The sequence below is a fragment of the Stenotrophomonas sp. YJH_SMC_127 genome (assembly GCF_059372445.1).
This window is the reverse complement of sequence record NZ_JCAFVO010000001.1, coordinates 270189-287818: the sequence shown is the minus strand read 5'-3', so window position 1 is coordinate 287818 and position 17630 is coordinate 270189. Positions and strand designations below refer to the sequence as shown.

Genomic DNA, 17630 nt, shown 5'->3' with positions numbered 1-17630 from the left:
CCAATGAGCAAGGAACTGTTGCTGGTAGTCGACGCAGTCGCCAACGAGAAGGGCGTGCCGCGTGAAGTGATCTTCGATGCCATCGAGGCCGCCCTGGCCTCGGCAGCGAAGAAGCGCTATCCCGACGAGGAAGTGCTGACCCGCGTGGTCATCGACCACAAGGACGGCAGCTACGAAACCTTCCGCCGCTGGGAAGTGGTGGCCGATGACGTGGTCATGGAATCGCCGGACCGCCAGATCCGCCTGATGGATGCCGTCGATGAAGCCGAAGGCGTCGAGGTCGGCGACTACATCGAAGAGCAGATCGAGAACCCGGATTTCGGCCGCATCGCTGCCCAGGCCGCCAAGCAGGTCATCGTCCAGCGCGTGCGCGAAGCCGAGCGCCAGCAGGTCGTGGATGCGTGGAAGGATCGCGTGGGTGAGCTGATCACCGGCGTGGTCAAGCGCGCCGAGCGCGGCAACATCTATGTCGACCTCGGTGGCAACGCCGAAGGCTTCATCCCGAAGGACAAGGGCATCCCGCGCGACGTGCTGCGCGCCGGTGACCGCGTGCGCGGCTACCTGGCCGAAGTGCGCTCGGAGCCGCGTGGCCCGCAGCTGTTCATCAGCCGTGCCGCCCCGGAATTCATGATCGAGCTGTTCAAGCTGGAAGTGCCGGAAGTCGGCCAGGGCCTGGTGGAAATCAAGGCCTGTGCACGTGACCCGGGCGACCGCGCCAAGATCGCCGTGCTGGCCCACGACCAGCGCACCGATCCGATCGGCGCCTGCATCGGCATGCGCGGTTCGCGCGTGCAGGCCGTGTCCAACGAGCTTAATGGCGAGCGCGTGGACATCGTGCTGTGGAACGACAACCCCGCCAACTTCGTCATCAACGCGATGGCGCCGGCCGAAGTGCAGTCGATCATCGTCGATGAAGACAAGCACTCGATGGACCTGGCCGTTGCCGAAGACCGCCTGGCCCAGGCGATCGGCAAGGGCGGCCAGAACGTGCGCCTGGCCAGCCGCCTGACCGGCTGGCAGCTCAACGTGATGACCCAGGACCAGGTCACCGCCAAGTCGGAAGCCGAGCAGGCTGCGGCCCGCCAGCTGTTCATGGACAAGCTGGAAGTGGACGAGGAAATCGCCGGCATCCTGGTCAGCGAAGGCTTCGGCACCGTCGAGGAAATCGCATATGTCCCGGTCGGCGAACTGCTGGCCGTGGAAGGTTTCGACGAGGACATCGTCGAAGAGCTGCGCGCTCGTGCCCGCGATGCGCTGCTCAATGAGGCCCTGGCAGTCGAGGAAGGCCTTGAAGACGGCCAGCCGGCGCAGGACCTGCTGTCCCTGAAGGGCATGGACGAAGCCACCGCATACGCGCTGGCCGGCCACGGCGTGCGTACCAGCGAGGATCTGTCCGACCTGGCCGCCGACGAGGTCATGGACTTCGGCATCGAAGGACTGGATCAGGCGCGCGCCGCTGCGCTGATCCTGGCCGCCCGTGCCGAGGAGATCGCCCGACTGGAACGCGGCGAATGAGCCGGCAATGAACAGGGCCCTGAGCCGCTCAGGGCGTAGAATCCGCGCCACCTCCACATGCGGGGGGGCGCCCACAAGATCATAGGATCCGAATGTCGCAGCAAACCACCATCCGCAAGCTTGCCGAACTGGTCAACACGCCGGTCGAAAAACTGCTGGAACAGCTGGCCGGTGCCGGCATGAAGTTCAGCGGTCCCGACCAGGTCGTGACCAGCTCCGAGAAGGTGAAGCTCCTGGGCTTCCTTCGTCGTTCGCACGGCAAGCCCGAGCAGGCCCCGGAAGAGACCGATCAGTCTGCGAAGAAGATCACGCTCAACCGCCGGAAGCAGCAGGAAGTGACGGTCAATTCCGGTCGCAGCAAGACGACCGTGAATGTCGAGGTGCGCCAGAAGCGTACCTACGTCAAGGATGGTGCTCGCGCCATGACCCCGGACGAAGAGCGCGCCGACATCCTGCGCAAGCTGGAAGAGTCGCGCGCCCGCAACCTTGCCGAACAGCAGGCCCTGGCCGAGAAGGATCGTCTGCGCGACGAAGCCATCGTCCGTGCCCGTGAGGAAGAGGCCGCCGCCAAGGAACGCGCCGAGGCCGAGAAGAAGGCTGCCGAGGAAGCTGCGGCTGCCGCCAAGGCGGCCGAGACGCTGGCTGCCAGCAAGCCCAAGCGTGCTCCGATCGACGAAACCGCGCCGCGCCCGCCGCGCACCCCGGCCGCAGCCCCGGCTGCGCCGCGTGGTGCACCGCCGCCGCCGCGCAACGACGACCGCAACAACCGCAGCGCGCCGCGCAACGAGCGTGGCCCGGGTGACCGTTTCGCTGGCCAGATGCACCTGTCGGCCGCCGACCGTGCGCGTCGTGGCAACAGCAACAACAGCAACACCCGGGGTCGTCCGGGCGGGCGCAACCAGGCCGGTGGCCGTCGCGACATGTCGCGCGGTGGCAACAATGCCGGCCCGCACGCCTTCGAGCGTCCGACTGCACCGGTGGTGCGTGAAGTGGCGATCGGCGACACCATCACCGTGGCCGACCTGGCGCAGAAGCTGGCGCTGAAGGGCGGCGAGGTGGTCAAGGCGCTGTTCAAGATGGGCGTGATGGCGACCATCACCCAGTCCATCGACCACGACACCGCCGCGCTGGTGACCGAAGAACTCGGCCACAAGGCGATCCGCGCCAACGACAACGACGCCGAAGACGCACTGCTGGCCTCGACCGGTGAAAACCAGGGCGAAGCCACCCAGCGTCCGCCGGTGGTCACCATCATGGGCCACGTCGACCACGGCAAGACCTCGCTGCTGGATTACATCCGCCGCACCAAGGTCGCCACCGGCGAAGCGGGTGGCATCACCCAGCACATCGGCGCTTACCACGTCGATACGCCGAAGGGCGTGATCAGCTTCCTGGACACCCCGGGCCACGCCGCCTTCACCTCGATGCGTGCGCGCGGCGCCAAGCTGACCGACATCGTGGTGCTGGTCGTGGCCGCCGATGACGGCGTCATGCCGCAGACCAAGGAAGCGATCCAGCACGCCCGTTCGGCGGGTGTGCCGCTGATCGTGGCGATCAACAAGATCGACAAGTCCGACGCGGATCCGATGCGGGTCAAGAACGAACTGCTGTCCGAGCAGGTCGTGGCCGAAGACTTCGGTGGTGACACCCAGATGGTGGAGATCTCGGCCAAGACCGGCCTGGGCATCGACGACCTGCTGGACGCCATCTCGATCCAGGCCGAACTGCTGGAACTGAAGGCGGTCGATGAAGGCCGCGCCTCGGGCGTGGTGATCGAATCGTCGCTGGACAAGGGCCGCGGCCCGGTCGCGACGGTGCTGGTGCAGCAGGGCCGCCTGAAGAAGGGCGACTACCTGGTGTGCGGCATCCAGTACGGCCGCGTGCGTGCGCTGTTCGACGAAACCGGCAAGCAGCCGGAGTTCGCCGGCCCGTCCATCCCGGTGCAGGTCCTGGGCCTGTCCGGCGTGCCGGAAGCTGGTGACGACTTCGTGGTCGTCGAGGACGAGCGCCTGGCCAAGGACGTTGCCCAGCAGCGCGAGACCAAGCGCCGTGAATCGCGCCTGGTGGCCACCGCTGGCAGCCGCATGGAAGACATCATGGCGACCCTGGGCAAGGGCGAGGGCCAGCAGGTCCTCAACCTGGTCATCAAGGCCGACGTGCAGGGTTCGGTGCAGGCGCTGAGCCAGGCACTGGTCGCGCTGTCCAACGAAGACATCCGCATCAACGTGATCCACTCCGGCGTGGGTGGCATCACCGAGTCGGACGCCAACTCGGCCGCCGCTTCGAAGGCCACCGTCATCGGCTTCAACGTGCGTGCGGACGCTTCGGCCCGTCGCATCATCGAATCCAATGGTGTCGACCTGCGTTACTTCTCGATCATCTATGACGTGATCGACCAGGTGAAGCAGGTGGCCTCCGGTCTGCTGGGCGTGGAGATCCGCGAAGAGATCATCGGTATCGCCGAGGTCCGCGACGTCTTCCGCAGCTCGAAGCTGGGTGCCGTCGCCGGCTGCATGGTCATCGAGGGTGTGGTCAAGCGCAACAAGCCGATCCGCGTCCTGCGCGACAGCGTGGTGATCTTCGAGGGCGAGCTGGAATCGCTGCGTCGCTTCAAGGAGAACGTCGAGGAAGTCCGCAACGGTACCGAATGCGGTATCGCGGTGAAGGCCTACAACGACGTCAAGCCGGGTGACCAGATCGAGTGCTTCGAACGTATCGAAGTGCCGCGCACCCTGTAATGCTGCAAGGTGGCCCGACCAACGGTCGGGCCCCACCATGTACCTGTAGCGCTCGACCGTTGGTCGGGCGACAATCGAATCAAAGGTAGTGCCCGACCGTTGGTCGGGCGACAACTGAACCAAGAGCTCCTCGTGCCCAAGACTTTCCATCGAACCGACCGTGTCTCCGCCCAGCTGCGCCGTGAACTCGGCACCCTGGTGCACAACGCCGTGCGCGAGCACGGGTTGCCCTCGGTGAGCGTGTCCGACGTGGAAATCACCCGCGACATGGCCCATGCCAAGGTGTTCGTCACCGCGCTGATGCCGGAACGTTCGGCTGAAGCCGTGGCCGGCCTGAAGGAACTGGGCTACCGCCTGCGCATGGACCTGGCCCGCGCGATGAAGCTGCGCCACGTGCCGGAGCTGCATTTCCACTACGATGACTCGGTCGATCGTGGTGAGCACATCGACAACATCCTGCGCGACCTGCCCGACACGCTGGCCGCCGAGAAGCGTCGCGAGAGCGACGAAGAATAACCGCGCGACGCCGGGCATGCCCGGCGTTGCTGCATTCCGGCTGCGCGATGTCTGATGCAGGCCGCGCTGCGGCAGCCGAGCATGGCCCGTCCCAACACTTTCCTGTCATGACCCGAATTCAGTTCCGTCGCCTGGATGGCATCCTGCTGCTCGACAAGTCGACCGGCATGAGCTCCAACGCCGCCCTGCAGGTGGCGCGCCGCCTGTTCCGCGCCGAGAAGGGCGGCCATACCGGCAGCCTCGACCCGCTGGCCACCGGCCTGCTGCCGCTGTGTTTCGGCGAGGCGACCAAGATCGCCGGCCTGCTGCTGGGTTCGGCCAAGGCCTACGACGCCGAGATCGTGCTCGGCCAGACCACCGATACCGACGATGCCGAAGGCCAGGTACTGCTGCAGCGCCCGGTGCCGGCGATCAGTGCCCAGGCCCTGCAGGCTGCGCTGGCGCCGCTGACCGGCACCATCCGCCAGCGTGCCCCGATCTATTCGGCGCTGAAGCAGGGCGGTGAACCGCTGTATGTGAAGGCCCGCCGCGGTGACGTCATCGAAGCGCCCGAACGCGAGGTGCAGGTACACGCCATCGAGGTGCTGGAGCAGCAGCCGGAACGGCTGCGGCTGCGCGTGACCTGTGGTTCCGGCACCTATATCCGCAGCCTGGCCCGCGACCTCGGCGAACGCCTGGGCTGTGGCGCCCACATCAGCGCGCTGCGCCGGCTCTGGGTCGAGCCGTTCCGCGAGCCTGCCATGGTCACCCTGGACCAGCTGCGGGCGATGGTCGAGGCCGGTGACGAGGCTGGCATGGACGCGTTGCTGCTGCCGCTGGCGGCCGGCCTGGCTGAATACCCGAGGGTCGACCTGGACGCCGACCAGGCCCACCGGTTCTGCGTGGGCCAGCGCCAGCGCGACCTGTCCTGGCCGCGCGGCCTGGTGGCCGTGTTCGGTCCGGACGATGCTGTCCAGGGCCTGGGCCAGGTCGACGAGAGTGGCCTGCTGGCCCCGCAGCGCCGTTTCAACCTCTGACCGGGGCCTGCCGGTTCAGTCCCGGTCCTTGTCCCGGACGCCCCCGGCCGTTACAATTTCGCGGCCGTTTTCCGGCAACCTGCCTCGCGCAGGTTTCATCCTCGTAGTCCACGGCGAGCCTGGCGGTGCGCGAAGCGCGTTCCTGCCGGCCACGCATCACAGAGAAAAAAGAAATGTCGATCGACACCCAGAAGGTCATTGAAGACAACAAGCGCAGCGCGGCTGACACCGGCTCCCCGGAAGTCCAGGTTGCACTGCTGACCGCCCGCATCGAACTGCTGACCGGCCACTTCAAGACCCACAAGAAGGACCACCACAGCCGCCGCGGCCTGCTGCAGATGGTCAACCGCCGTCGCAGCCTGCTCGACTACCTGAAGAAGAAGGACGTCGAGCGCTACAAGGCCCTGATCGAGAAGCTTGGCCTGCGTCGCTAAGCAACGAATCCCCCGCGGCGCAGCGATGCGCCGCGGTTTTGTTTTGTAGTACCGCAATCCCCGATTCAGGCCGGAACGATCCGGCCACCCGCTGGCGGCAAGGGTCGCCGACGGTCCAAATTCGCAGACAGCATCCCCAAGGACACCCTCCGTGGCAAAAATCACCAAAACCTTCCAGTACGGCAAGCACACCGTCACGCTTGAGACCGGCGAAGTCGCCCGTCAGGCCAGCGGCGCCGTCATCGTCAAGATGGACGACACCGTACTGCTGGTCACCGCCGTCGCCGCCAAGAGCGCGCGCGAAGGCCAGGACTTCTTCCCGCTGACCGTCGATTATCAGGAAAAGTTCTACGCCGGCGGCCGTATCCCAGGTGGTTTCTTCAAGCGCGAAGGCCGTGCGACCGAGAAGGAAACCCTGATCTCGCGTCTGATCGACCGTCCGATCCGCCCGCTGTTCCCGGAAGACTACAAGAACGAAGTGCAGATCATCGCCACGGTGATGTCGCTGAACCCGGACGTGGACGGTGACATCCCGGCCCTGATCGGTGCTTCGGCTGCCCTGGCCCTGGCTGGCACCCCGTTCATGGGTCCGATCGGCGCGGCCAAGGTCGGTTACAAGAACGGCGAGTACATCCTGAACCCGACCGTCAGCGAACTGGCTGACTCGCAGCTGGAGCTGGTCGTCGCCGGTACCTCCAACGCCGTGCTGATGGTTGAATCCGAAGCCGCGCTGCTGTCCGAAGAAGTGATGCTGGGCGCCGTGACCTTCGGTCACCGCGAAATGCAGAAGGTCATCAACGCGATCAACGAGCTGACCGTCGAAGCCGGCACCAAGCCGTCGACCTGGGAAGCCCCGGCCAAGAACGAAGCGCTGATCTCCGCCCTGAAGGAAGCCATCGGCCCGCGCCTGGGCGAAGCCTTCCAGGTGCGTGACAAGCTGCAGCGCCGCGACGCCATCTCGGCGATCAAGAAGGACGTGTTCGAAGCCCTGGCTGGTCGCGTGGCCGCTGAAGGCTGGAACCCGGCCGAGCTGTCGAAGGAATTCGGCGAACTGGAATACCGCACCATGCGTGACTCGGTGCTGGACACCAAGGTCCGTATCGACGGTCGTGCGCTGGACACCGTCCGCCCGATCACCGTGAAGACCGGCGTGCTGCCGCGTACCCACGGTTCCTCGCTGTTCACCCGTGGCGAAACCCAGGCCATCGTGACCATCACCCTGGGCACCGCCCGTGACGGCCAGGTCATTGACGCCGTTGCCGGTGAGTACAAGGAAAACTTCCTGTTCCACTACAACTTCCCTCCGTTCTCGGTGGGTGAGTGCGGCCGCATGATGGGCCCGAAGCGCCGCGAAATCGGCCACGGTCGCCTGGCCAAGCGCGGCGTGCTGGCTGTCATGCCGTCGCTGGAATCCTTCCCGTACACCATCCGCGTCGTCTCGGAAATCACCGAGTCGAACGGTTCCTCGTCGATGGCATCGGTCTGCGGCTCGTCGCTGGCCCTGATGGACGCCGGCGTGCCGGTGAAGGCGCCGGTGGCCGGTATCGCCATGGGCCTGGTGAAGGAAGGCGAGCGCTTCGTCGTCCTGTCCGACATCCTGGGTGACGAAGATCACCTGGGCGACATGGACTTCAAGGTGGCCGGTACCGCTGAGGGCATTTCCGCCCTGCAGATGGACATCAAGATCGAAGGCATCACCGAAGAGATCATGAAGCAGGCTCTGCAGCAGGCCAAGGCTGGTCGTCTGCACATCCTGGGCGAAATGGCCCACGGCCTGACCGCTCCGCGTGAAGAGCTGTCGGACTACGCGCCGCGCCTGCTGACCATCAAGATCCACCCGGACAAGATCCGCGAAGTGATCGGCAAGGGTGGCTCGACCATCCAGGCCATCACCAAGGAAACCGGCACCCAGATCGACATCCAGGATGACGGCACCATCGTCATCGCTTCGGTCAATGCCATCGCTGCCCAGGCCGCCAAGGCCCGCATCGAGCAGATCACCTCGGACGTCGAGCCGGGCCGCATCTACGAAGGCAAGGTCGCCAAGATCATGGACTTCGGTGCGTTCGTCACGATCCTGCCGGGCAAGGACGGTCTGGTCCACGTGTCGCAGATCTCCAGCGATCGCGTCGAGAAGGTCGGCGACGTGCTGAAGGAAGGCGATGTGGTCAAGGTCAAGGTGCTGGAAGTCGACAAGCAGGGCCGTATCCGCCTGTCGATGAAGGCCGTGGAAGAAGGCGACGCCGCCAGCGCCGAGTAATCGACCTCCGGTCGATTACGGTAGGTGTCAACCTTGGTTGACACGCTTCTGGAATCGCTGAATTGAAAAAGCGGGCTTCGGCCCGCTTTTTCTTTGCCTTGATGTCATGCAGTGCCGCTCATCCAGGTCGCTGCATGTCCTGCTGCAGTGCGTGAGCGCCGCCACGTGGCCATCGTTCTGTCACGGTTGCGCGGATCACGGCTGTCCACGGGACGACATGCCGCGACAACCGTCCCACAGCCACATCGGTTTGCTAACGTGGCGGCGCCTTCGAACCGGGAGATCCCATGTTCCGCCAGACCGTGGCCGTCCTTGCCGTGCTGATTGCCGGTGCCGTGCCCATCGCTGCGCGCGCCGCGCCGGCGCCGCCGCCGATCTTCGGTGCCTACTACCCCGGCGGCTCGGCCGAGCGCTATCCGGTGTCGAGCATTCCCGCCGAGCGCCTGACCCATCTGTTCTATGCGTTCTCCACCATCGAGGACGGCCGCTGCGCGGTCGGCGCGGAAGCGCCGAAGAACTTCGCCGCGCTGGCCGAGCTCAAGAAGGCGCATCCGCACCTGCACACGCTGATTTCGATCGGTGGCTGGGGTGCGGGTGGGTTCTCCGATGCAGCGTTGACCGAGGCCAGCCGCAAGCGCCTGGTGGACTCATGCATGGCACTGTTCTTCGATCACCATGCTGGCAGCTTCGATGGCGTGGATATCGACTGGGAGTTCCCGGTCAGTGGCGGGCCGAAGGAGCTGGCGCATCGCCCGCAGGATCGCGCCAACCTGACCAGGCTCGCGCAGGCGTTCCGCGTGGCACTCGACGCGCACGGGCGCAAGGTGGGGCAGCCAATGCTGCTGACCGCCGCGCTGGCCGCCGGTCGCCTGCAGACCGATGGCCCCTATGATCCGGCGGCGAGCTACGACCTGCCGGCGCTGGCCAAGGTGTTCGATTTCATCAACCTGATGAGCTACGACATGGGCACCGGCTTCTCATCGGTGTCGACCTTCAATGCGCCCCTGCATGAAGTGCCGGCCGATCCGCTGGCGCCGGAGCTGCGGCGCTGGAACAACGTGGCCGGCGCGGTGCAGTACTACCGCGAGCACGGTGTGCCGGCCGACAAGCTGGTGCTGGGCGTGCCGTTCTATGGGCGCGGCTTCAAGGTCACCGGCGATGCGCCGGATGGCCTGTATCAGCCCTACAGCGCACCGGCCGACGCCGGCGACTGGCGGGTGATCAAGGCGCGCTATCTCGACCAGCCGGGTTGGGTGAGGCACTGGCAGCCGCAGGCGCAGAGCCCGTGGCTGTACAACGCCGTGCAGAAGATCTTCATCAGCTATGAAGACCCGCGCTCGATCGGCCTGCGTGCCCGGTTCGCCCGCGAGCAGGGCCTGGCCGGGGTGTTCATGTGGGAGCTGACCGGCGACGACGAGCAGGCCAGCCTGCTCAACGCGATGCTCGGCCCGTGGCAGAAGGCGCGCATCGGCGATTGAGTCACTGATGGCGCCGGGCCATGCACGGCGCCAGGCGGCAACGCCATCGACCCGACACCGCACATTGCGACGACGCCGGCGGCGCTACGCTTTGGGCATGATCCATCTCGAACGCCTGGACCACCTGGTCCTCACCGTGGCCGACATCGAACGCAGCTGTGACTTCTACCAGCGCGTGCTCGGCATGCAGGTCGTGCGCTTCGGCGCTGGCCGTACCGCGCTGCAGTTCGGCCAGCAGAAGATCAACCTGCATCCGGCCAGCGCGCCACTGCAGCCGCATGCGCTGCGACCCACGCCGGGCAGTGCCGATCTGTGCCTGGTCACGCATACGGCAATGGTCGATGTGCTGGCGCACCTGCAGGCGCAGGCCATCGTGGTGGAGGAGGGGCCGGCCACACGTACCGGTGCGCTGGGACCGATCGAATCGGTGTACTTCCGCGACCCGGATGGCAACCTGATCGAAGTGAGTCGTTACCCGGGCGAAGAACACCCGCAGCGGTAGCGCCGGGCCATGCCCGGCGAAGACTCAGTTGGCCCAGACGCTGTTGGGGTCGCCGTTGCGGGCGCGGCGCTGGCTGGCGACGGCCAGGCGAGCGAAGCCGAAGGCCATGGCCAGCGCGATGGCATCGACCCAGAACAGCGGCCAATGGCCACGCGCGGCGGCGCGCCACAGCCAGTCACCATTGAGTGCGCCGTGCAGGACCGGCACCAGTGCAGTGCTGAGCGCTGCGGCCCACAGCAGCTCGCGCGCCGCCTGCGCGGGGCGGCGCAGTGCAGCCCACAGCGCACAGGCTGCCCAGCTGCCGAAGCAGGCCCAGCGGATGCCGTGGTCGACCGCCGACGGTGCCAACCGCTCCAGCACCAGCGCGGTGATGAAAGCGACCGAGATCGCCACGCACAGGCCGATGCACACGCCGACCGTGGCCCGCGCCATGTTCACCCCGGCGCGTGGCTGTTGCGGCTGGCGACGCTTGCGCCGCGACTCGATCCACAACAGGTTGCCGGAGTAGAACAGGAACGCACCGCCGAGGCCGAGCAGGAAGTACAGCCAGACCACCACGCCGTTGCCGAACTCGCCGAAGTGCAGGGCATAGGCGGCGCTGAGCGTGGCGTGGTTGGCATCGCGCTGGCCCGGCAGCTGGGAGGCCAGGACGTTGCCGGTGGCCACGTCCAGGGCCACCGAACCGAGCGGCCCGAGTGTGCCGGTGGATTCGCCCGTGATCTCGATCGTGGCGTTGGCATCGCCGGCGTTGGCCAGCTTCAGGTAGGCCGGCTCGAAGTTGGCCACGCCCTGTGCGCGGGCTACTTCAAGCGCGCGCGCATGCAGCAGGCGCAGGCTGCCCGGCGGTGCCGGGATGCCACTGGCGTCGCGCACCGGCGCGGTGTCCATTGCAGTCGGTACCGCCTGCAGGGCCTTGCCGTCGTAGATCAGTGGATTGAGCAGGGCCATCTGCACGAACACCAGGCAGAGCAGGGCGCCAGTGACCGCGAACATCAGGTGGAAGGGCAGGCTGAGCACGCCGATCACGTTGTGCGCGTCCTGCCACAGTTGTTTCAGGTTGCGGCCCGGACGCAGCGCGAACAGGTCGCCGAACAGCTTCGGCAGGTGGATCACCAGGCCGCTCAGCAGCGCCATGCCATACAGCAGGCTGACGATGCCCATCACGTAGATGCCGGCCACCGGCAGGCCGAGGCTGTAGTGCAGTTCGTTGACCAGTTCGGCCAGCCCGGTCTGTGGCGGCGTCGGGCTGCCGGCGATCTGGCCCGGCCAGGCATAGCGCCAGCTGCCGTCGTCGGCCTGCCAGTAGGCCAGGGGTTGCGGATGTTCGGCGCCGGGGAACGTCATGCCGACGTGGCGGCGGGCCTCCGGGTGTGCCGCCAGCACGTCTTCCAGCAGGTACTGCGCGTCGTCCAGGCCCGCCGGTAACGCGGTGGCTGCACCGGGCGTCTGCCACAGCGGCAGGTCGTGGTGGAACAGGGTCAGCGCACCCGCGTAGAAGGCCACGAACAGGCCGAAGCCGGCAACCAGGCCGACCCAGGTGTGCAGGGTGGTGAACGTACGCAGGGTCTGCGAGCTGAACTTCATGGGCGGAGTCTCATTGCACCGCGCCGGTCAGGCGCAGCAGCGTCAGCACGGCGAAGCCGGCCGCAGCGCTGCCGGCCAGTGTCACCCAGGCGCGCAGCGCGCTGCGGAAGCTGAACGCCCACAGGGCAGCCAGCATCCACAGCGGGATGAACGTGATCAGGCTGGGCACCAGCGCGTTCTGCCAGGGGCCCGGCGGCAACCAGGTCACCAGCCCGGTCGCGGCCGCGGCCAGCAAGAAGCCGGCCACGATGCCGGCGAAGGCGCGCGGCCACATCAGGGCGACTCCGTGCCGGGGCGATGCCAGGCGGCCAGCGCCGGCAGCAGCATCGCCGCCAGCATCCAGGTGCACAGCATCGCCACCAGGCCAGCAGCAAAGCCGAGTTCGGCCATCCACAGCCACAACGCGGCCGCGGCGGCGACCAGGCCGATCTGGCGGCCGAGGCGTCCGGCGCGGCGCAGGCGCGGCCAACGGCAGTGCGGCGAGGCGGCATAGAAGGCCAGTGCCGAGAACATCGCCGCCAGCATGCCCAGGCTGCAGAAGCCCAGCGTGGAAAGGCCGACGGTGATCATTGCGGGCGGCCGCCATGGCAGCGGGCCGGCGAACGCGGGGCACGGGCGGGGCCGGCGGGAGCCGGTCGGAGCGGGTGGCGCATCACGAGGTCCTGGGGGGAAGCGGGCAGGCTGGCACGGGGCGGGCTGCGCGGACATGGTAATCATTGCGTTTTCACGCCGCCAGCGAGGGCCATTCAGCGGACCGTACGGTAGGCCTTGGGCTTTCCGGTGTGCTGGTTTAAGATCGTCGCAGAACCCTGACTGGAACAAGGTGGCCCGCGCCCAGCGCCGGCCGAGCGTGCGACATGAGCACTACCACCGCCCACTGTTGACCTGCCCCCGAAGGCCCTGTGTTCCAGGCGCCCTCGCGGCGCTTTTTTATTGCCCGGGCAATGGCCCGGGAACGCTTTCCAGCCCGCCCAGCGGGCCCCGCACGAAGCCAATGCGATGATCAACATTACCCTTCCCGACGGCAGCCGCCGCGAGTTCGAAAACCCCGTCAGCGTCATGGACGTCGCCCAGTCGATCGGTGCCGGCCTGGCCAAGGCCACCATCGCCGGCTCGGTCGATGGCGTGCTGGTCGATGCCAGTGACGTCATCGACCACGATGCCAGCCTGCGCATCATCACCGCCAAGGACGAGGAGGGCGTGGAGATCATCCGCCACTCCTGCGCCCATCTGGTCGGCCACGCCGTCAAGCAGCTGTACCCGGACGTGAAGATGGTGATCGGCCCGGTGATCGCCGAGGGCTTCTACTACGACATCTATTCCGAGCGCCCGTTCACCCCGGACGACATGGCCGCGATCGAGAAGCGCATGGGTGAGCTGATCGCCCAGGATTACGACGTCATCAAGAAGATGACGCCGCGCGCCGAAGTGATCGAGATCTTCAAGGCCCGTGGCGAGGACTACAAGCTGCGCCTGATCGAGGACATGTCCGACGACATCCAGGCGATGGGCATGTACTACCACCAGGAATACGTGGACATGTGCCGCGGCCCGCACGTGCCGAACACGCGCTTCCTGAAGGCCTTCAAGCTGACCCGCATCTCCGGCGCCTACTGGCGCGGCGATGCGCAGAACGAACAGCTGCAGCGCATCTACGGCACCGCCTGGGCCGACAAGAAGCAGCTCGAGGCGTACATCAAGCGCATCGAGGAAGCCGAGATGCGCGACCACCGCCGCATCGGCAAGCAGCAGGACCTGTTCCACCTGCAGGAAGAGGCGCCGGGCCTGGTGTTCTGGCACCCGAAGGGCTGGGCGTTGTGGCAGGTGGTCGAGCAGTACATGCGCAAGGTCTACCGCAGCAGCGGCTACGGCGAAGTGCGCTGCCCGCAGATCCTGGACGTGAGCCTGTGGAAGAAGTCCGGCCACTGGGACAACTACCAGGACAACATGTTCTTCACCGAGTCGGAGAAGCGCACCTACGCGGTCAAGCCGATGAACTGCCCGGGCCACATCCAGGTGTTCAACCAGGGCCTGCACAGCTACCGCGACCTGCCGATCCGCTACGGTGAGTTCGGTTCCTGCCACCGCAACGAGCCGTCCGGCGCGCTGCACGGCATCCTGCGCGTGCGTGGTTTCACCCAGGACGACGGCCATGTGTTCTGCACCGAGAGCCAGATCGAATCGGAAGTGACCGCGTTCCACCAGCAGGCGCTGGCGGTCTACCAGCACTTCGGCTTCGACGAGATCCAGATCAAGATCGCGCTGCGTCCGGAATCGCGCCTGGGCGACGACGCCACCTGGGACAAGGCCGAGGGCGCACTGCGTTCGGCGCTGTCCGCCTGTGGCGTGGAATGGCAGGAGCTGCCGGGCGAGGGCGCCTTCTACGGCCCGAAGATCGAGTACCACCTGAAGGACGCCATCGGCCGTACCTGGCAGCTGGGCACCATGCAGGTCGACTTCATGATGCCGGGCCGCCTCGGCGCCGAGTACGTGGATGAGAACAGCCAGAAGAAGCATCCGGTCATGCTGCACCGCGCCATCGTCGGCTCGATGGAGCGCTTCCTGGGCATCCTGATCGAGCACCATGCCGGCCAGTTCCCGGCCTGGCTGGCGCCGACCCAGGTGGTGGTGGCCAACATCACCGACGCCCAGGCCGACTACGTCTCGGGCGTGACCAAAACCCTTGCGGAGCAAGGCTTCCGCGTCAGCTCGGATTTGCGTAACGAGAAGATCGGCTATAAAATCCGCGAGCATACGTTGCAGCGCGTGCCCTACCTGCTGGTCATTGGTGACCGCGAGAAGGAAAATGGGGCTGTGGCGGTGCGTACGCGTTCTGGCGAAGACCTGGGCAGCATGAGCCTGCAGGCCTTCATCGAGCGGCTCCAGGCCGAGGGCGCGTAAGCAAAGGTCCGGTCCGGGGGCACAGGCACCCGGACCGGTTCGATACCCTTGGGAGAACGTAATATCAGCACCCCTGACAACAAACAGAACCGCAAGAATCAGGAAATCCGTGTGCCGCGCGTCCGCGTGATCGGCAGTGACGGAGAAATGATCGGCGTGTTGTCGCGCGACGAAGCGCTGTCCATGGCCGAAGATGAAGGCCTGGACCTGGTCGAAATCCAGCCGCAGGCCGATCCGCCGGTCTGCAAGATCATGGACTTCGGCAAGTTCAAGTTCGAAGCGCAGAAGAAGGCCAGCGAGGCCAAGAAGAAGACCAAGCAGGTCGAGATCAAGGAAGTGAAGTTCCGTCCGGTCACGGACGAGGGCGACTACCAGATCAAGCTGCGCAAGATGCGCGGGTTCCTTGAAGAAGGCGACAAGATCAAGGTCAACATCCGTTTCCGTGGCCGTGAAATGAGCCACCAGGAACTGGGTCGCGAAATGGCCAACCGGATCGAGACCGATCTGGGCGAGGACATCGTCATTGAATCCCGTCCGCGCCTGGAAGGGCGTCAGATGGTCATGATGATCGCGCCGAAGAAGAAGACCTGAGGCCTGACGGGCCGCCTTCCGGGGCGCCTGGCTGAATGGTTCAGGGTAAGGGGACGCCACTGGCGTCCCTTTGCTTTTGCAGGATGCCGGTGAAATGCCGGCGCAAGGGGTGCTGGGGCTGGTGGCAAGGCGGTTTTGCCTGTATCATGCCCGGCTCGACCCACCCAGGACGGGTCGTACGCCGATCATGGCAGGACGGAAAGAGCGGCCCAGGCCGCCGCCAGATCAGTCAGAAACCAGGGTCAAATCCCATCAAGGACATTGCAATGCCCAAGATCAAGACCAACCGGGCAGCGGCCAAGCGTTTCCGCAAGACCGCCTCGGGCAAGTACAAGTGCGGCCACGCCAACCGTAGCCACATCCTCACGAAGAAAGCGACCAAGCGTAAGCGTAATCTGCGTCAGACGGGCCATGTCCGTGCAGAAGACGCAGGCCGTCTGGACCGCATGCTCCCTTACCTCTGAGGAACTGAAAAATGGCACGAGTTAAGCGTGGCGTACAGGCGCGTCGCCGCCACAAGAAGATTCTGGATCTCGCCAAGGGCTATTACAACGCCCGCCGCAAGGTCTTCCGCGTCGCCAAGCAGGCGGTCATCAAGGCACAGCAGTACGCCTACATCGGCCGTAAGCAGAAGAAGCGCAACTTCCGTTCGCTGTGGATCACCCGTATCAATGCGGCTGCCCGCATCAACGGCCTGAGCTACAGCCGCTTCATGAACGGTCTGCTGAAGGCCGGCATCACCCTGGACCGCAAGGTCCTGGCTGACATCGCCGTGCACGACGCAGCCGGTTTTGCTGCGCTGGCCGAAAAGGCCAAGGGCGCGCTGGCGGCATAAGTCCTTCCCGATGCCGTAACCGTTCATCCGGAACGGTGTCAGGTCAAGGCAATGCATGGGGAAGGGCGCAAGTCCTTCCCCATTCTTTTTTGGGTCCCGGCGAGGCCATGGCGGCAGCGCGGGGACGGCGGTGGCGACAGGGGTCGGCCCTTCGCGCATCGCGATGGCAGATCGACTGGAGTTCCGGCCCCCCATGAGCGACATCCAATCCCTCACCACCCAGGCGCTGGCCGATGTGGCCGCCGCACAGAGCCCCGACGTGCTGGAACAGCTGCGCGTGGCCCTGCTTGGCAAGAGTGGCAGCATCACCTCGCAGCTCAAGCAGCTCGGCGCCCTGCCGGCCGACGAGCGCAAGGCCGCCGGTGAGGCGATCAACCAGGCCCGCGACGCGCTGACCCGCGCGCTCGGCGAGCGCAAGGCGCTGCTGGAAGATGCGGCACTGGATGCACGCCTGGCCGCCGAAGCCATCGACATCACCCTGCCGGGTCGCAACGGCGACCGCGCCGGCCTGCATCCGATCACCCGCACCCTGGAGCGCATCACCGGCATCTTCGGCCGGCTGGGCTACGAGCTGTCGGAAGGGCCGGAGATCGAGGACGACTGGCACAACTTCGAGGCGCTGAACTTCCCGCCGCACCATCCGGCGCGCGCCATGCACGACACCTTCTACTTCGGCGACGGCCGCCTGCTGCGCACGCACACCTCCGGCGTGCAGGTGCGCTACATGGGTGACCACGCGCCGCCGCTGCGCATGATCGCCGCCGGCAAGGTGTACCGCAGCGACAGCGACCAGACCCATTCGCCGATGTTCCATCAGGTGGAAGGCCTGCTGGTGGACGAGCATTCGACCTTCGCCGACCTGAAGGGCACGCTGGCCGAGTTCGTGCGCGCCTTCTTCGAGCGCGATTTCGAGATGCGCTTCCGCCCCAGCTATTTCCCGTTCGTTGAGCCGGGCGCGGAAGTGGACATCGCCTGGCAGCAGCCCGATGGCAGCACCCGCTGGCTGGAAGTGCTCGGCTGCGGCATGGTCCATCCGAACGTGCTGCGCAACGTCGGCATCGATCCGGAGCGCTACACCGGCTTCGCCTTCGGCATGGGCGTGGAGCGCTTTGCAATGCTGCGCTACGGCGTCAACGACCTGCGTGCGTTCTTCGAGAACGACGTGCGGTTCCTGAAACAGTTCGCGTAAGCCGCAACCCTGTAGGGCCGAGCCATGCTCGGCTGCTCCCAAATTCGCAGGCCCAGGCGCATGCGCCGGGC

At 66.2% G+C, this 17630-nt stretch carries 16 protein-coding genes; 13 read left to right on the top strand and 3 right to left on the bottom strand.

The features are described 5' to 3' along the window. The first annotated feature begins 3 nt into the window (after positions 1–3). The 8 genes from nusA to AC5QAB_RS01310 all read left to right on the top strand — a co-directional run bounded on the left by nusA (position 4) and on the right by AC5QAB_RS01310 (position 10459). Entirely contained in the window at positions 4–1515 is a 1512-nt protein-coding gene (gene nusA, locus AC5QAB_RS01345; protein WP_014647859.1) for a transcription termination factor NusA, read from the top strand. Between the two features lie 92 nt (positions 1516–1607). Further along, complete coding sequence (gene infB, locus AC5QAB_RS01340) at positions 1608–4253, top strand: translation initiation factor IF-2 (protein ID WP_014647858.1); 2646 nt, start codon at positions 1608–1610, stop codon at positions 4251–4253. 132 nt (positions 4254–4385) lie between these two features. Then, positions 4386–4769, top strand: coding sequence for a 30S ribosome-binding factor RbfA (gene rbfA / locus AC5QAB_RS01335; protein ID WP_005410447.1), 384 nt, complete (start codon positions 4386–4388; stop codon positions 4767–4769). 107 nt (positions 4770–4876) lie between these two features. Beyond that, positions 4877–5785, top strand: coding sequence for a tRNA pseudouridine(55) synthase TruB (gene truB, locus AC5QAB_RS01330; protein ID WP_014647857.1), 909 nt, complete (start codon positions 4877–4879; stop codon positions 5783–5785). 173 nt (positions 5786–5958) lie between these two features. Then, a complete protein-coding gene (gene rpsO, locus AC5QAB_RS01325; RefSeq protein WP_005417886.1) occupies positions 5959–6219 on the top strand; it encodes a 30S ribosomal protein S15 in 261 nt (86 codons plus the stop codon). Between the two features lie 151 nt (positions 6220–6370). Beyond that, positions 6371–8479 (top strand): polyribonucleotide nucleotidyltransferase, encoded by a 2109-nt coding sequence (gene pnp / locus AC5QAB_RS01320; protein WP_049405012.1) that lies wholly within the window; start codon positions 6371–6373, stop codon positions 8477–8479. A 287-nt stretch (positions 8480–8766) separates the two neighbouring features. Further along, positions 8767–9957, top strand: coding sequence for a glycosyl hydrolase family 18 protein (locus tag AC5QAB_RS01315; RefSeq protein ID WP_197561160.1), 1191 nt, complete (start codon positions 8767–8769; stop codon positions 9955–9957). A gap of 97 nt (positions 9958–10054) precedes the next feature. Continuing rightward, positions 10055–10459, top strand: coding sequence for a VOC family protein (locus tag AC5QAB_RS01310; protein ID WP_032957457.1), 405 nt, complete (start codon positions 10055–10057; stop codon positions 10457–10459). A gap of 24 nt (positions 10460–10483) precedes the next feature. Here AC5QAB_RS01310 and AC5QAB_RS01305 read toward each other — a convergent pair whose 3' ends face one another. From AC5QAB_RS01305 to AC5QAB_RS01295, 3 genes are read right to left on the bottom strand one after another with little or no spacing between them, the layout of a single operon-like run. Then, complete coding sequence (locus tag AC5QAB_RS01305; protein ID WP_053495090.1) at positions 10484–12043, bottom strand: PepSY-associated TM helix domain-containing protein; 1560 nt, start codon at positions 12041–12043, stop codon at positions 10484–10486. 10 nt (positions 12044–12053) lie between these two features. Then, positions 12054–12317 carry a hypothetical protein gene (locus AC5QAB_RS01300; protein WP_032957460.1) on the bottom strand — a complete coding sequence of 88 codons (264 nt, stop codon included), beginning with the start codon at positions 12315–12317 and terminating at the stop codon, positions 12054–12056. Continuing rightward, entirely contained in the window at positions 12317–12613 is a 297-nt protein-coding gene (locus AC5QAB_RS01295) for a hypothetical protein (protein WP_005410439.1), read from the bottom strand. Before AC5QAB_RS01295 ends, AC5QAB_RS01300 begins: the two co-directional genes overlap by 1 nt. A 429-nt stretch (positions 12614–13042) precedes the next feature. Here AC5QAB_RS01295 and thrS point away from each other — a divergent pair, with 429 nt between their 5' ends. From thrS to AC5QAB_RS01270, 5 genes are all read left to right on the top strand, one after another. After that, positions 13043–14944 carry a threonine--tRNA ligase gene (gene thrS / locus AC5QAB_RS01290; protein WP_032957627.1) on the top strand — a complete coding sequence of 634 codons (1902 nt, stop codon included), beginning with the start codon at positions 13043–13045 and terminating at the stop codon, positions 14942–14944. 48 nt (positions 14945–14992) lie between these two features. Further along, complete coding sequence (infC, locus tag AC5QAB_RS01285; protein ID WP_079222586.1) at positions 14993–15535, top strand: translation initiation factor IF-3; 543 nt, start codon at positions 14993–14995, stop codon at positions 15533–15535. Positions 15536–15801: 266 nt separating this feature from the next. Further along, the gene (gene rpmI, locus AC5QAB_RS01280; protein ID WP_005410436.1) at positions 15802–15999 is read left to right on the top strand and encodes a 50S ribosomal protein L35; all 198 of its coding nucleotides are present in this window, start codon (positions 15802–15804) and stop codon (positions 15997–15999) included. Positions 16000–16010: 11 nt separating this feature from the next. Beyond that, positions 16011–16370 (top strand): 50S ribosomal protein L20, encoded by a 360-nt coding sequence (gene rplT, locus AC5QAB_RS01275; protein WP_005410435.1) that lies wholly within the window; start codon positions 16011–16013, stop codon positions 16368–16370. Between the two features lie 193 nt (positions 16371–16563). Next, on the top strand, positions 16564–17559 hold the full coding sequence (locus AC5QAB_RS01270) for a phenylalanine--tRNA ligase subunit alpha (protein ID WP_005417865.1): 996 nt from the start codon (positions 16564–16566) through the stop codon (positions 17557–17559). The last annotated feature ends 71 nt before the right edge of the window (positions 17560–17630 follow it).

Coding starts and splice junctions, on each gene's coding strand:
- nusA (WP_014647859.1), top strand. CDS start 4: ATGAGCAAGGAACTGTTGCTGGTAGTCGACGCAGTCGCCAACGAGAAG.
- infB (WP_014647858.1), top strand. CDS start 1,608: ATGTCGCAGCAAACCACCATCCGCAAGCTTGCCGAACTGGTCAACACG.
- truB (WP_014647857.1), top strand. CDS start 4,877: ATGACCCGAATTCAGTTCCGTCGCCTGGATGGCATCCTGCTGCTCGAC.
- rpsO (WP_005417886.1), top strand. CDS start 5,959: ATGTCGATCGACACCCAGAAGGTCATTGAAGACAACAAGCGCAGCGCG.
- AC5QAB_RS01315 (WP_197561160.1), top strand. CDS start 8,767: ATGTTCCGCCAGACCGTGGCCGTCCTTGCCGTGCTGATTGCCGGTGCC.
- AC5QAB_RS01310 (WP_032957457.1), top strand. CDS start 10,055: ATGATCCATCTCGAACGCCTGGACCACCTGGTCCTCACCGTGGCCGAC.
- AC5QAB_RS01305 (WP_053495090.1), bottom strand. CDS start 12,043: ATGAAGTTCAGCTCGCAGACCCTGCGTACGTTCACCACCCTGCACACC.
- AC5QAB_RS01300 (WP_032957460.1), bottom strand. CDS start 12,317: ATGTGGCCGCGCGCCTTCGCCGGCATCGTGGCCGGCTTCTTGCTGGCC.
- AC5QAB_RS01295 (WP_005410439.1), bottom strand. CDS start 12,613: ATGATCACCGTCGGCCTTTCCACGCTGGGCTTCTGCAGCCTGGGCATG.
- thrS (WP_032957627.1), top strand. CDS start 13,043: ATGATCAACATTACCCTTCCCGACGGCAGCCGCCGCGAGTTCGAAAAC.
- rpmI (WP_005410436.1), top strand. CDS start 15,802: ATGCCCAAGATCAAGACCAACCGGGCAGCGGCCAAGCGTTTCCGCAAG.
- rplT (WP_005410435.1), top strand. CDS start 16,011: ATGGCACGAGTTAAGCGTGGCGTACAGGCGCGTCGCCGCCACAAGAAG.
- AC5QAB_RS01270 (WP_005417865.1), top strand. CDS start 16,564: ATGAGCGACATCCAATCCCTCACCACCCAGGCGCTGGCCGATGTGGCC.